The organism is Legionella beliardensis (genome assembly GCF_900452395.1).
In the GTDB taxonomy this organism is placed as follows: Bacteria; Pseudomonadota; Gammaproteobacteria; order Legionellales; family Legionellaceae; genus Legionella_C; species Legionella_C beliardensis.
In genome coordinates this window covers 1,297,387-1,310,302 of sequence record NZ_UGNV01000001.1, presented here as the reverse complement: position 1 = coordinate 1,310,302, position 12,916 = coordinate 1,297,387, and the positions used below count along the sequence as shown (strand labels likewise).

The following is a 12,916-nucleotide window of genomic DNA, read 5'->3' as shown; positions in this document are numbered from 1 at the left end:
GCTAGCAATTTTAGCGATGGGCATAGCAAAGGATTAAGTTTGAGGTCTTTGATAAACCTTCAAAGCACAAAGATGTGCTTTGAGAGCGCCAGGATGGCTTCATGCGTGTTTATCAAAGACCTCAATTTAAGCCTTTGTTGGCACGGACTATTCATTAAAACAGGCTTAAACAAAATTCTCACTATCAATAAATTGATGGGTTAAGGTAAATTGCGCAGCCAAATGGTTTCCTAATGCTTGAATACCATAACGTTCAGTTGCATGATGACCACAGGCGAAATAATGAATACCTAATTCCTGCGCTTGATAAAACGTTCTTTCAGAAATTTCACCACTTATATAAGCATCTACGCCTAGGGCGTGCGCCTGTTCGATAAAATCTTGGGCAGCCCCACTACACCAAGCGATTGTTTTAATAGATTTATCCGTGCCCGCAACATGAATTGGTTTTTGCCTTAACTGCTCTGTTAATAAGGTTGACACTTCTTCACGAGTTTTATTTAACGCAAACGCACCTGACCACAATAAATTAGCCGTATTCTGTACGCAATGTTGGTTAATTTCCTGCAAACCTAATAGTTGACCAAGACAAGCATTATTGCCTAACTCAATATGACAATCTAGAGGTAGGTGATAAGCAAACAAATTAATATTAGCTGCTAATAAATCAGCAATGCGGGCGCGCTTCATTCCTATAATAGTAGGATTTTCACCGCGCCAAAAAAACCCATGATGCACAAGTAAGGCATCAACTTGCAAAGTACTAGCCTCTTCAATCACGCGTTTTGAGGCTGTTACAGCTGTTGCAATACTTGTGATTGTTTCCTTACCTTCTATCTGTAAACCATTAGGTGCATAATCATTAAAGTTTGAACATGCCAACAACTTATCAATATAACTTACTAACTCTTGACGCAATATCATCTCATAGACTCTCGCTCTCGCTCTATCTCTGCACCTAACATTGACAATTTTGCTTCGATGCGCTCATAACCTCTATCTACATGATAAACACGTTCAATTTTTGTTTGACCTTCTGCCACTAAGGCTGCAAGAATTAAACTTGCCGAAGCCCGCAAATCGGTTGCCATAACTGGTGCACCTGTTAAATGCTCCACACCATTTATCATTGCCGTATTACCATTAAGTTGTATTTGAGCACCCATACGCTGCAATTCTTGTACATGCATAAACCGATTTTCAAAAATATTTTCTGTAACCGAAGAAGCACCCTCAGCCACTGCATTCAACGCCATAAATTGAGCTTGCATATCAGTAGGAAAAGCAGGATAAGGGGCTGTAATTATATTAACCGATTGCGGACGTTTCCCATTCATATTTAATGAAATCCAATCCTCGCCAATGGTTAAATCAGCTCCTGCTTCTTCAAATTTACATAACAAAGATAAGAGATTTTCCGGTTTAACGTGGCGCACCGTTACCTTACCGCGAGTAATTGCCCCAGCAGCTAAGTAAGTGCCTGCTTCAATGCGATCAGGCATTACGGAATAGACACCCCCGCTCAACGCTTCTACACCTTCAATTTCAATGGTTGCACTTCCTGCACCTGAAATCTTAGCACCAATTTGATTTAAAAAATTCGCTAAATCGACAATTTCTGGTTCACGTGCAGCGTTTTTAATCGTCGTTTTTCCCTCAGCTAGTACAGCAGCCATCATAATATTTTCTGTACCTGTTACTGTAACTGTATCGAACAATAACTGCCTACCTTGCAAGCGTCCTTTTTTGCAGCGGGCTTTAATAAAACCATTCTTAACCGTAATATCAGCGCCCATGGATTTTAACGCCTTTAAATGTAAATCAACAGGTCTTGTACCAATAGCGCAACCGCCAGGTAACGATACATCTGCTTTACCAAAACGTGTTAACAGCGGGCCTAGGACTAAAATTGAAGCACGCATTGTTTTAACTAATTCATAGGGAGCAACAAATCTCTCGACATTATTTGAATCAACCTGTACATTTCTTCCTTCATCAACACTAATTTGCACACCTAGCTGTCTAAGCAAAGCAAACATGGTATTAACATCTTGCAATTGTGGCACATTACGAATCGTGATGTTATCCGTAGCAAGCAACGTGGCAGCCATAATGGGTAGTGCTGAATTTTTAGCGCCTGAAATAAATACTTCTCCATTTAAAGGTTTATTACCATTAATGATCAACTTATCCACGTTTATTCTCCCATTCTTCTTTTGTCCAGGTTTTCATACTTAGGGCATGCAGCATTCCAGAAGTAATATAATCTTTTAACTTCCCGTAAACCCATTGTTGCCGCATGACAGGAGATTTGTCTTTAAAAGCTTCTGATACAATAGTAATTTGGTAATGATAGCCATCACCTTCAACTTTGGCATAATAAACATCTTCTATATCGCGTAATTGTTTTTCTAAGGCATCGTTAGTTAACATAACATCTCACTTAACAGTACTCTTACCAGCCGAAGCTGCCCCTTTGTTTAACAGCAAAATGAATTACTGTAAAGCCTTATCTAAACGTTGAAACTTTTATAGCTAATCCTTTTAGAAACATCGGCAACTCACTTGCAAGACTTGAGGTTAATTTATAAAAAAATTAGCAAGTTTATGTTGTAAACCTGATAAAGTACAGTTTCTCTAAAACAAAAATGTAAAAAATAATTACAGATCATAATTTGCAGCTTAGAAAGCTAGAAAATAGCGTGAGTGCAACACCAAATATCATGTAAGTGTTTGGGTTACTAAACGAACGTTTGATTAAAAGAGATGAGTTTAAGGAAAAAATAATTATTATTTTTTCCTTAAACTTAAATTAACCAGACTCCCTAAGATTGTCTGAAACCTTAAGGCGTCATCACTCCTGATGCTCTTCTACTAAGATTTGATCAACGCCGCAGAATTCTGCTAAGGCAAAAATAGCGTTGGTAATGCCTTTTATCTTGCCCTGCTTATTGTAAATACGCGCTAGCCTTTTAAATTCAATTAAAAAAGCAAGGCCTGCACTATCACATTGAGATACCTTGTTAAGATCGATAGTCAATAACTTTCCTGTACTTGAGCAACAGTAATCCAGTAATCGCTTTCTCTCTGCTTCAACAGTTGTAAATAGTAAATGTTCAGCAGGAATAAAAGAGGATGAATTCATGCTTAAGCAGCCTTTTTATTACTACGCTCACGCATTTCTTTGATTAGAGTTTGCATATTAGACGATTGCAAAGCTTGGGCAAACTGCGAACGGAAACTTTGTAATAAGCTTACTCCTTCAACACTTAAATCATAAATTTTCCAATCACCATTTTTAGCAACTAGACTGTAATTAAGGGGAATATTCTTACCATTAGAACGAATAATGAGACTACTTACTCTAACAAAACGTTTATCTAATGAACCTTTAACAGGTAAAAACTTAATGGTTTCGTTAGTATATTCTGCTAAGGGATTAGAATAAGTACGAATTACCAATTGAGTAAATGCTTGGGCAAATTGGCTACGCTCAGCCGGTGTTGCTTTATTCCAAGCTTGGCGACCTAAAACCGAACGTGCCATGCCATTGACATCGACTTTAGGCAATAAGTGGCGCTCTACCGCTTGATAAATAATAGAATGATCTTGTTTTAAGCTTGCTTTATTTTGCTTAAGTGTTGAGAGAATTTGATCTGCCGTATCTTGCAACATAGGAATAGGAGACGGCTGAGCCCATATACTTTGCATAAAACACAAGGAAAGACCAATAACAATTAACTTTATTATTTTCATGCTCCACCTATTTTTTAATATTAAATAAAAGTTGACCTATTAAATTTTCAAGAATAATTGCTTCTTGCGTTTTAGGAATTTGATCACCCTCTCTTAAATAAGGATGATCATTATTACTATCCTCAAAGCCAGGCACAATACTAATATAATTAGAACCTAGTAAGCCTTCCGTTAAAATACGCGCTGTCGCATCTTCAAACGGAATGTGCTTATCAGATCGCAATAGCATAGTCACTTTAGCATTGAGTTCACTAGGCTGTAATTCAATATTAGTTACTTCACCTACTTTAACACCTGCAATTGTCACAGGTGCTCTTATTTTAAGACCACCAATATCCGAAAACTCAGCAGTGACATGATAACCTTTGACTGCTGTAAAATGAGAAATGCCACTTACTTTCATTACCATAATCAGTAAAGCCAGTAAACCAAGCAGCATAAAAAATCCAACGCTTATATCAGTATAACGTTGTGTACTATTCATTTACCAACCTCCAATCATCATGGCTGTCAAAAGAAAATCAAGCCCTAACACTGCTAACGATGAATAAACGACAGTTCGCGTAGTAGCTTGACTAATTCCTCCTGCAGTTGGAATACAATTAAAACCCTGAAAAACCGCAATCCAGGAAACGACAAAGGCAAAAACGACACTCTTAATCATTCCACTTAAGACATCTACTCTAAAACTTACAGCTGACTGCATATTTGACCAAAAACTGCCCGCATCAACACCTAACCAATCAACCCCAATAAAGTACCCGCCATATACAGCCACGGCAGAAAAAATTAAGGTTAAGATAGGAAGTGAAATTAAACCAGCTAGTAAACGAGGATAAATAACACGACCTAGAGGATCTACGCCCATCATATCCATACTAGCAAGCTGCTCAGTCGCTTTCATAAGTCCAATTTCAGCAGTCACCGCAGAACCTGCACGACCTGCAAAAAGTAATGCACTAATCACCGGACCTAATTCACGAACCACGCTTAATGCAAGTAACTGCCCTAATTGACTAGCAGCACCAAATTTTTGCAGGGTGTTATAGCCTTGTAATCCAACAACCATGCCTATAAATAAAGCTGAAACTATAATGATTAAACAAGACAACACGCCTACAAAATGAACCTGGCCAACAAGCGCTGGCCAAAGACGACGAATATCTGGATTACGAACAAAGACACCACACAAAAAACGGCCCGTATGGCCGATAGATTGTAAGGTATGCAGGCTGCGTTGTCCTATGTATGCTAGCTTATTAAGCATCTAACAACTCCTCAATATAGGGCCTTGCTGGATAATGAAAAGGCACAACGCCATCAGGTTCGCCATGCATAAACTGCCTAATCTGTGGTTTTTCTGAATTTTTTAATTCTTGCGGCGTTCCATAACCTATGAAATGCCCATCAGCTATTAAATAAACGTAATCAGCAATAGAACATGTTTCTTCCACATCGTGAGAAACAATAATAGTTGTTGTATGCAATAGTTGATTTAGCCGTTTAATTAACCGTACTAAAACACCCATTGAAATGGGATCTTGCCCCGTAAAAGGTTCGTCATACATCATTAATTCAGGATCAAGTGCGATGGTTCGTGCGAGAGCCACACGCCTGGCCATGCCTCCTGATAACTCTGCTGGCATTAAATGAGCAGCACCTCTTAATCCGACTGCTTCTAATTTCATCAGGACTATGTCACGAACCATAGCATCATTGAGTTTGGTATGTTCGTGCAGAGGAAACGCTACGTTGTCAAAGACAGACATATGGGTGAATAACGCACTCGATTGAAATAGTAGCCCCATTTTCCGTCTGGCATTATAAAGCTCTTTACGAGGTAAATGGTGCAAATTTAAACCATCAATGACTATCTCTCCAGCCTCAGGTTGCAGCTGGGCACCAATTAATTTTAATAAGGTTGTTTTACCACTGCCACTAGGTCCCATAATAGCAGTAATTTTGCCACGCTCAACTGACATATTAATATTATTAAATATGACTCGGTTGCCGCGACTAAATGTTAGATTGGTGATTTGCACCAAACTATTCTGCATAATAGAAACTCGCTTATTTTAATGTCAGTTCGATTATAAAAAACGTTTGTTTAACGACATTGAGGCCATTTCATAGCCTGTCTGTCAAACTCACGTTAAACTAAGAAATCAGTATATAGGTGCTAGGCAAAAAATACTATTTTTTCTAGAAATTAATTATTATTAAAACCAATTTCCTTTAGCTGTAAATACTTTATCCAATTGTTTTATTTTTTAGTTTTTTAGTAAACCCTTTAAGGGACTATCCAAACTGCTTTAATAAGCAGCATTGCTACCTATTAAAAATTTATTTTTATTCAATTTTATTTGTATGGTAAGCTCCTCAATTTGCTTATTTTAGAATAATAAAGATGAATTTTAGCAAATTAGCATTAGCTGTAATTGAAACGGAAGCACAAGCTGTGCTGGAGTTAACTCAACGTATTGATCATCGCTTTGAGCAAGCTTGCGAACTCCTTTTAAATTGCCAAGGCCGCGTTGTAGTCACTGGCATGGGAAAGTCAGGGCATATTGCTAATAAAATTGCTTCTACCCTATCTAGCACCGGAACTCCCTCCTTTTTCTTACACCCAGGTGAGGCGAGTCATGGGGATTTGGGTATGATAACTAATCAAGATACCGTCATTGCTATCTCTAATTCAGGACATACCAATGAAATTATTACTCTTTTGCCGCTACTTAAGCGTTTACAAATACCCCTTATCGCCTTAACAGGTAATCAAGATTCGACACTAGCTAAAGCTGCCACTGTTTCTCTAGATATCAGTGTTAAACAAGAAGCATGCCCGCTTGGTCTTGCGCCAACTACAAGTACAACCGTGTCGCTCGTTATGGGCGATGCCCTAGCTATTGCCTTATTAGAAGCCAAGGGATTTAGTGAGATAGATTTTGCTTTATCACATCCTGGTGGTGCACTAGGACGTCGACTCTTGCTGCGCATAGACGATCTTTATCATCAAGGGGACTCACTACCCTTAGTACCAGAAACAGCCACTATTAGCGAGGCACTTATTGAAGTTACCGCTAAGAAATTAGGTATGACTTGTATTATTGATAAACAAGGCTATTTAGTGGGTGTTTACACCGATGGCGATATTAGACGAACCTTAAATCAGCAGATTGATATTAATACCACGCCAATTACCAACGTGATGAGTAGAAATTGCAAAACTATTTCTAAAGGTATTCTAGCTGCTGAAGCACTAGCTATTATGGAAAAGTTTTCCATTACCTCATTAGTTGTTATTGATGATGTTAGACGGCCTCTTGCCGTGCTTCATTTGCATGACTTACTTAAAGCAGGTGTCTATTAGACTTTTTTGCCTAAGTTTTATACTATAGTGGTCAGCTACTGATTTACCAATTAACAAGTGAGTAATAATGACAACGAACTTAATAGAAAGAGCTAAGAAAATAAAATGCCTAATCTGCGATGTCGATGGTGTTTTAACAGATGGCCTTCTCTATTTGGATAATTACGGTAATGAATTAAAAGCGTTTCATGTTCAAGACGGCATGGGTTTAAAATTACTGATGGCAGTTGGGATTGAAGTCGGTGTGATTACGACTTCCCGTAACCCGGTTATCGATTATCGTATGGAGCAGCTTGGTATTAAATATTATTTTAAGGGGCAAGTTGATAAGCGCAATGCGTTTATCAAGCTTAAAGAACAGCTTGGCTTTGCCAATGAGCATTTAGCCTATATTGGCGATGACTTACCTGATTTAGCTATCATACAACAAGTGGGTTTAGGCATCGCTGTTGCTAACGCAGTACCACAGGTAAAAGAATTTGCTGTCTGGCAAACGGAACAAACAGGAGGACGTGGAGCGGTTCGCGAAGTTTGTGATCTCATTTTAAATGCCCAACAAAAACAAGAAGATGCATTAGCTCGGTATCTTTTATCATGAATGCCGCTAAGCAATCTGTCTGGGGTTTTTTCTTATTAATTGCTCTATCTTGTTTTGGCTGGTATTTTGCCAGCTCATCTTCGGTCATAAAGCTTGATGATAATGCTTTAGCAAAAATGCCTGATTCCGTGGCTACAGGAATTAAGGTTCGCCAATTTGATGCAAAAGGCACCTTAGCTCATTTTCTAGAAAGCCCACAAGCTAAGCACGTTCCGGAAAAAAACACTTATTTTTTTGACTCTCCTCACATTATTCTTACCCAAAACAATAATGAACCTAAATGGGATATTCAATCAGAAAAAGCATTAGCACTTGATAAAGGAAAGCAAATTACGTTTATTGGCCACGTTATTGTACATCAAGATAAGGGAATTAAATCGCCGGAAAGTACTTTGAAAACAGAAGAGCTTGTTTATTTCCCTGAACAAAAATTTGCTACAACAACGCTTGCTGTTATTTTTGAACAACCCGGTAGCGTCATCCATTCACAAGGAATGAAAGCTTATCTTGATCAAAAACGTGTTGAATTATTAAATAAAGCGCAGGCAATCTATGAACCAAACCATGGCTAGTTTAAAATTTATACGGATAAGTTTACTAGCATTAGCTAGTTTTAAAGTATTCGCATTAGACACAGATAAAAATGTCACGGCTCAATTAGCTGCCGATACAGCAGATTTAAACCAACAAGCACATCAAGGTACCTATATTGGTAATGTGCAATTTGATCAAGGGACAACTCATTTACGGGCAACAAAAGCGATTACCAAAGTTAATCAGCATAATAAGCTTACTTTTGCTCAAGCCCTTGGTACCGATAAAGAGCCTGCACATTTTTGGACGCAGACTGATGCAAATAAACCACCCCTTCATGCTTATGCATTGAAAATAAACTATTATCCTGAACGTCATTTAATTGTTTTAATTGGTAATGCCCGTATTGAACAAGGTGAAGATTCTTTATCGGCGCCTAAAATCACTTACAATACTGAAAAAAAACATGTCATCTCTCAAGGTGACAATAAAATGCGCACCACTATTATTTTTCATCAAGGTCAGGGTCAAGCGCATGAATAAACTATCAGCACTGCACTTAAAAAAATCTTTTAAAGGAAGGACGGTCGTCAGTGATGTTAGTATCAATATAAAGCGAGGAGAATGTGTCGGCTTATTAGGTCCAAATGGTGCAGGTAAAACCACCTGCTTTTACATGATTGTTGGTTTACAAAGTTGTGATGAAGGCAATATTTTTCTTGATGAGCAAAATATTACGCTAGCACCAATGCATCAGCGTGCTCGCTTAGGTATAGGCTACTTACCGCAAGAAGCCTCAGTATTTCGTAAAATGAGTGTTGCTGATAATATTTATTCCATTTTGCAATTACGCAAAGACCTTGATAATGAAGGCAGGCAAAACAAATTAAAACAATTATTAGAGGAATTTAATATTTCTCATCTAGAAAATAACTTAGGCATGAGCCTCTCTGGTGGAGAGCGCCGTCGTGTTGAAATAGCGCGCGCACTTGCAATTGAACCGGCTTTTATTTTGTTAGATGAGCCTTTCGCCGGAGTTGACCCTATTTCAGTTATTGATATTAAACGTATTATTTCCCATTTATGTGAAAAAAATATTGGCGTTTTAATTACCGATCATAATGTTAGAGAAACATTAGACATTTGTGAACGAGCTTATATAGTCAATCAGGGGAAAATTTTATGTGAAGGGGCGCCTGTTGATATTTTAGCTAATCAGCAAGTACGTACTGTCTATCTTGGTGAAGAATTTTCATTATAACTTATTATGCTATTACTTATTGATAATTATGATTCATTTACCTATAACTTAGTGCACTATTTTCAAGTATTAAATCAAGAAGTCAGAGTATTTAAAAATAATGATTTAACGATCACCGATATTGAACAATTATCGCCCTCTTATCTTGTTATTTCACCCGGCCCTAAAGGGCCAATGGATGCGGGTATTTCACTAGCGGTTATTGCACACTTTTATCAAACTATTCCTATTTTAGGTATTTGCCTTGGCCATCAATGCCTAGCCCAAGCCTTTGGCGCAACTATTATTCAGGCACCACAAACGGTACATGGTAAAACATCAACCATCATGCATCATAAACGAAAATTATTCCACGATTTACCAAATCCTTTCCAAGCAATGCGTTACCACTCGTTAGCCGTTGATGTTGCGACCCTGCCCCCTGTTTTCTCAATTGACGCGTGGGCAGAGGATACAATTATGGCAATTTCTCATCGTCAACATCCGCTGTTTGGTTTACAATTTCACCCCGAATCCATCTTAAGTGAGCATGGCTTGCAATTATTAACAAATTTTTTAAATTATGAAACTATCAGAGATTTTTGAGCGCTTAATTAATCAGGAGAACTTAAGCTTTGCTGACATGCAGCAGGTTATGCGAGCTTGTATTGATGACAAGTTATCTGATGCCGAGATTGGTGCCTTTCTTACATTAATGCGCGCCAAAGGTGAATCCATCGATGAACTAACAGCCGCTGCCAAAACGATGCAAGAAAGAATACATAGTATCGATCTTGGGCCTGATTTAATCGATATGGCAGGAACCGGTGGCGATGGTAAACATACCTTTAATATCTCTACAGCAAGTAGCATTGTTGCTGCAGCAGCTGGCGCTAAAGTTGCTAAACATGGTAATCGTTCGGTTTCAAGCTCAAGTGGTAGTGCTGACTTACTAATAGAAGCAGGGTTTAATATCGAGCTTTCTGATGAACAATTAAAATCTTGCTTAAACCAGAATAATATTTGCTTTCTATTTGCACCTCATTTTAACCAAGCTACCCAGCGGGTCAAAGAAGTACGTAGGCAACTAGGCATAAAAACCTTGTTTAATTTATTAGGCCCTTTATTAAATCCAGCCCATGTTAAAAAACAAGTCATTGGCGTTTTTGCCAAAGATTGGCAAGAGAGTTTATTACAAGTACTCGTTAATTTAGGCAGTGAGCGAGTTATTATTCTGCATTCCGAAGACGGGCTAGATGAAATTAGTATCTCAGCACCCACCACAATTCTTGAATATCATCAAGGACGACAGTTTACTTGGGCTATTAATCCTAAAGATTTTAATTGTTATCACCCTAACCTAGATAACCTCATTGTTCATACAGCGAGCCAAAGCCTTCAATTAATTGAGGCCGTGTTTGCTGGCGCTTTAGGTGCGCCACGTGATAGTATCTTATTAAATACGGCTATTGCACTTTATTGTGCAGACTTAGCCGGTGATTTTAAATCAGGCATTGAAATGGCAGCTGCAGCCATTGACAGTGGCGCTGCTAAACAACAATTTTTACAATTTCGAGACTTTACTCGCAACTGCAAGCATTATGACAACTAGTATTTTACAAAAAATAGCCCAGCAAAAGTTATTAGAAGTACAAGCTGCAAAGAAGAAAAGACCTTTAGCAAGTTTTGCAGACTTATTAATTGAGCCTACTCGCGATTTTATAGCCGCTATGAAACAGTCTTGTCCAGCCATTATTGCTGAAATAAAAAAAGCTTCCCCAAGTAAAGGAATTATTCGCCAAGACTTTGATGTTGCTAAAATTGCTAAAATCTATGAAGACAATGGTGCAGCCTGTTTATCTGTATTAACCGATAGCCAATTTTTTCAAGGCGAGCTTAGCTACATAGAGTTGGCTAAAAAAAATTCAAGCCTGCCTATTTTAAGAAAAGATTTTATTATTGACAGCTATCAAATTACTGAAAGCCGTGCACTAGGTGCCGATTGTATTTTGCTTATTGTTGATCTTTTAAGTGATAATCAATTGCTTGATTATTGCCAAGAAGCCCAAGCGCTAAATATGGCTGTTTTAGTAGAAAGCCATAATAAAGAGGAGCTGCATCGAGCGATTAAATTGCCTACACCGCTTATAGGGATTAATAATCGTAGCTTACATACATTTATAACCGATTTAAATGTAACCCTTACATTAGCGCCTGATATACCAAACGATAAAATTATTATCACTGAAAGTGGCATCAATACCCCAGGTGACATTGCCCTTATGTTAAGAAATAACATCCATTCTTTTTTAATTGGTGAAAGTTTAATGCGGGCAACAAATATTGGCCGTAAATTACAAGAGCTCATCCAAGCCAAATAATTTAACCCATTGCGCTGTAAGAATTAATTCTATCTGATAATTATTTGTCTTAGTGTGCTAAATTTAGCATAATGACTTTTTTTTCTTTTATGTAGTATCCATGACAAAAGACATTTCATTAGATTTTCTAAAAAATATTGTTGACTACGCACAAACTAATCAAGAAGGCCATACAGCAGATTACATTCCTGAATTAGCCAATGTTAACAAAGACCTTACCGGAATAGCTGTAGCGAGGTTAGGCGGTGAGAGCCTTTCCTATAGTAATCAACCACTTTCTCCTGTTACTTTACAAAGCACAAGCAAATTAATTCCGCTCATTGGATTGTTAGAAGAAATGGGGCCAGAGCAAGTGTTTGAGTGGGTCAAAGTAGAGCCTTCTGGCGATGACTTTGCTTCCATCACAAGACTTGAACAGTTTGGCCCTAAGCCCTCAAATCCTATGCTAAATGCAGGTGCTATCACACTTTGTTCTCATATTCCTGGCGTAGGCGAGCAACAATTTGCCTGGCTTGAGCAGTGGGTGCAAAAACTCTTTAACCAACGGCTAAGTATTAACCCCTTAGTCTTTGCGTCAGAAAAAAGAACGGGAAATCGCAATCGTTCTTTAGCTTATTTACTTAAAAGCCGCAATAGTTTGCAAACAGATGTCTATGAAACGCTAGACTTATATTTTACACTTTGCTCCTATGAGGCTCTCCTAGAGCAAATGCTCTACTTACCTACACTACTTGCTAATGGCGGCCGAGACCCTATCACGCAAGAGCAAGTTATTTCAACGACAACCTGTAAGATTACGCTTGCCGTTATGGCGACTTGTGGCCTGTATGATGAAACCGGAACTCACATGGTAAGAACAGGCATGCCAGCTAAGAGTGGTGTATCAGGCTATACGATTGCCGTTGTTCCAGGCAAAGCTGGCATAGCTGTCTTAAGTCCTCTTGTCAATTCTAAAGGCAATAGCATTCGAGGTGAAATCATGCTGCAAAAGTTATCCGAAGAAATGGAGTGGCACTTTGCGCTCCCTTAAGAGTCAC

General features: G+C 38.3%; 17 protein-coding genes. 9 read left to right on the top strand and 8 right to left on the bottom strand.

All coding sequences use genetic code 11. The features are described 5' to 3' along the window. Positions 1–165: 165 nt before the first annotated feature. The 8 genes from DYE47_RS05850 to DYE47_RS05815 all read right to left on the bottom strand — a co-directional run bounded on the left by DYE47_RS05850 (position 166) and on the right by DYE47_RS05815 (position 5,813). Positions 166–924, bottom strand: coding sequence for a Nif3-like dinuclear metal center hexameric protein (locus tag DYE47_RS05850; protein ID WP_115302371.1), 759 nt, complete (start codon positions 922–924; stop codon positions 166–168). Then, positions 921–2,195, bottom strand: coding sequence for a UDP-N-acetylglucosamine 1-carboxyvinyltransferase (gene murA / locus DYE47_RS05845; RefSeq protein WP_115302370.1), 1,275 nt, complete (start codon positions 2,193–2,195; stop codon positions 921–923). Before murA ends, DYE47_RS05850 begins: the two co-directional genes overlap by 4 nt. Beyond that, positions 2,188–2,433 (bottom strand): BolA family protein, encoded by a 246-nt coding sequence (locus DYE47_RS05840; protein WP_115302369.1) that lies wholly within the window; start codon positions 2,431–2,433, stop codon positions 2,188–2,190. The genes murA and DYE47_RS05840 overlap by 8 nt, the downstream gene beginning before the upstream one ends. Positions 2,434–2,854: 421 nt before the next feature. Continuing rightward, positions 2,855–3,145 carry an STAS domain-containing protein gene (locus DYE47_RS05835; protein WP_115302368.1) on the bottom strand — a complete coding sequence of 97 codons (291 nt, stop codon included), beginning with the start codon at positions 3,143–3,145 and terminating at the stop codon, positions 2,855–2,857. Between the two features lie 2 nt (positions 3,146–3,147). After that, positions 3,148–3,756 (bottom strand): MlaC/ttg2D family ABC transporter substrate-binding protein, encoded by a 609-nt coding sequence (locus DYE47_RS05830; protein WP_115302367.1) that lies wholly within the window; start codon positions 3,754–3,756, stop codon positions 3,148–3,150. Positions 3,757–3,763: 7 nt separating this feature from the next. Continuing rightward, positions 3,764–4,240, bottom strand: a complete 477-nt coding sequence (mlaD, locus tag DYE47_RS05825; RefSeq protein ID WP_115302366.1) for an outer membrane lipid asymmetry maintenance protein MlaD — start codon at positions 4,238–4,240, stop codon at positions 3,764–3,766. Then, the gene (gene mlaE / locus DYE47_RS05820; RefSeq protein ID WP_115302365.1) at positions 4,241–5,023 is read right to left on the bottom strand and encodes a lipid asymmetry maintenance ABC transporter permease subunit MlaE; all 783 of its coding nucleotides are present in this window, start codon (positions 5,021–5,023) and stop codon (positions 4,241–4,243) included. Then, complete coding sequence (locus DYE47_RS05815; protein ID WP_115302364.1) at positions 5,016–5,813, bottom strand: ABC transporter ATP-binding protein; 798 nt, start codon at positions 5,811–5,813, stop codon at positions 5,016–5,018. Before DYE47_RS05815 ends, mlaE begins: the two co-directional genes overlap by 8 nt. Positions 5,814–6,163: 350 nt before the next feature. Here DYE47_RS05815 and DYE47_RS05810 point away from each other — a divergent pair, with 350 nt between their 5' ends. The 9 genes from DYE47_RS05810 (at position 6,164) to glsA (ending at position 12,909) form a co-directional block, all read left to right on the top strand. Beyond that, positions 6,164–7,126 carry a KpsF/GutQ family sugar-phosphate isomerase gene (locus tag DYE47_RS05810; protein WP_115302363.1) on the top strand — a complete coding sequence of 321 codons (963 nt, stop codon included), beginning with the start codon at positions 6,164–6,166 and terminating at the stop codon, positions 7,124–7,126. Positions 7,127–7,193: 67 nt separating this feature from the next. Next, the gene (locus DYE47_RS05805; RefSeq protein WP_115302362.1) at positions 7,194–7,724 is read left to right on the top strand and encodes a KdsC family phosphatase; all 531 of its coding nucleotides are present in this window, start codon (positions 7,194–7,196) and stop codon (positions 7,722–7,724) included. Next, positions 7,721–8,296: an LPS export ABC transporter periplasmic protein LptC gene (gene lptC, locus DYE47_RS05800; protein WP_115302361.1), complete on the top strand. Its 576-nt coding sequence runs from the start codon at positions 7,721–7,723 to the stop codon at positions 8,294–8,296. The genes DYE47_RS05805 and lptC overlap by 4 nt, the downstream gene beginning before the upstream one ends. Further along, positions 8,289–8,801, top strand: coding sequence for a lipopolysaccharide transport periplasmic protein LptA (gene lptA, locus DYE47_RS05795; RefSeq protein ID WP_174224086.1), 513 nt, complete (start codon positions 8,289–8,291; stop codon positions 8,799–8,801). The genes lptC and lptA overlap by 8 nt, the downstream gene beginning before the upstream one ends. Further along, entirely contained in the window at positions 8,794–9,519 is a 726-nt protein-coding gene (lptB, locus tag DYE47_RS05790) for an LPS export ABC transporter ATP-binding protein (RefSeq protein ID WP_115302359.1), read from the top strand. The genes lptA and lptB overlap by 8 nt, the downstream gene beginning before the upstream one ends. A gap of 6 nt (positions 9,520–9,525) precedes the next feature. Then, positions 9,526–10,104, top strand: coding sequence for an anthranilate synthase component II (locus DYE47_RS05785; protein WP_115302358.1), 579 nt, complete (start codon positions 9,526–9,528; stop codon positions 10,102–10,104). Next, positions 10,082–11,110: an anthranilate phosphoribosyltransferase gene (trpD, locus tag DYE47_RS05780; RefSeq protein WP_115302357.1), complete on the top strand. Its 1,029-nt coding sequence runs from the start codon at positions 10,082–10,084 to the stop codon at positions 11,108–11,110. Before DYE47_RS05785 ends, trpD begins: the two co-directional genes overlap by 23 nt. Continuing rightward, complete coding sequence (gene trpC, locus DYE47_RS05775; protein ID WP_115302356.1) at positions 11,100–11,879, top strand: indole-3-glycerol phosphate synthase TrpC; 780 nt, start codon at positions 11,100–11,102, stop codon at positions 11,877–11,879. Before trpD ends, trpC begins: the two co-directional genes overlap by 11 nt. A gap of 100 nt (positions 11,880–11,979) precedes the next feature. Beyond that, a complete protein-coding gene (gene glsA, locus DYE47_RS05770) occupies positions 11,980–12,909 on the top strand; it encodes a glutaminase A (RefSeq protein WP_115302355.1) in 930 nt (309 codons plus the stop codon). The last annotated feature ends 7 nt before the right edge of the window (positions 12,910–12,916 follow it).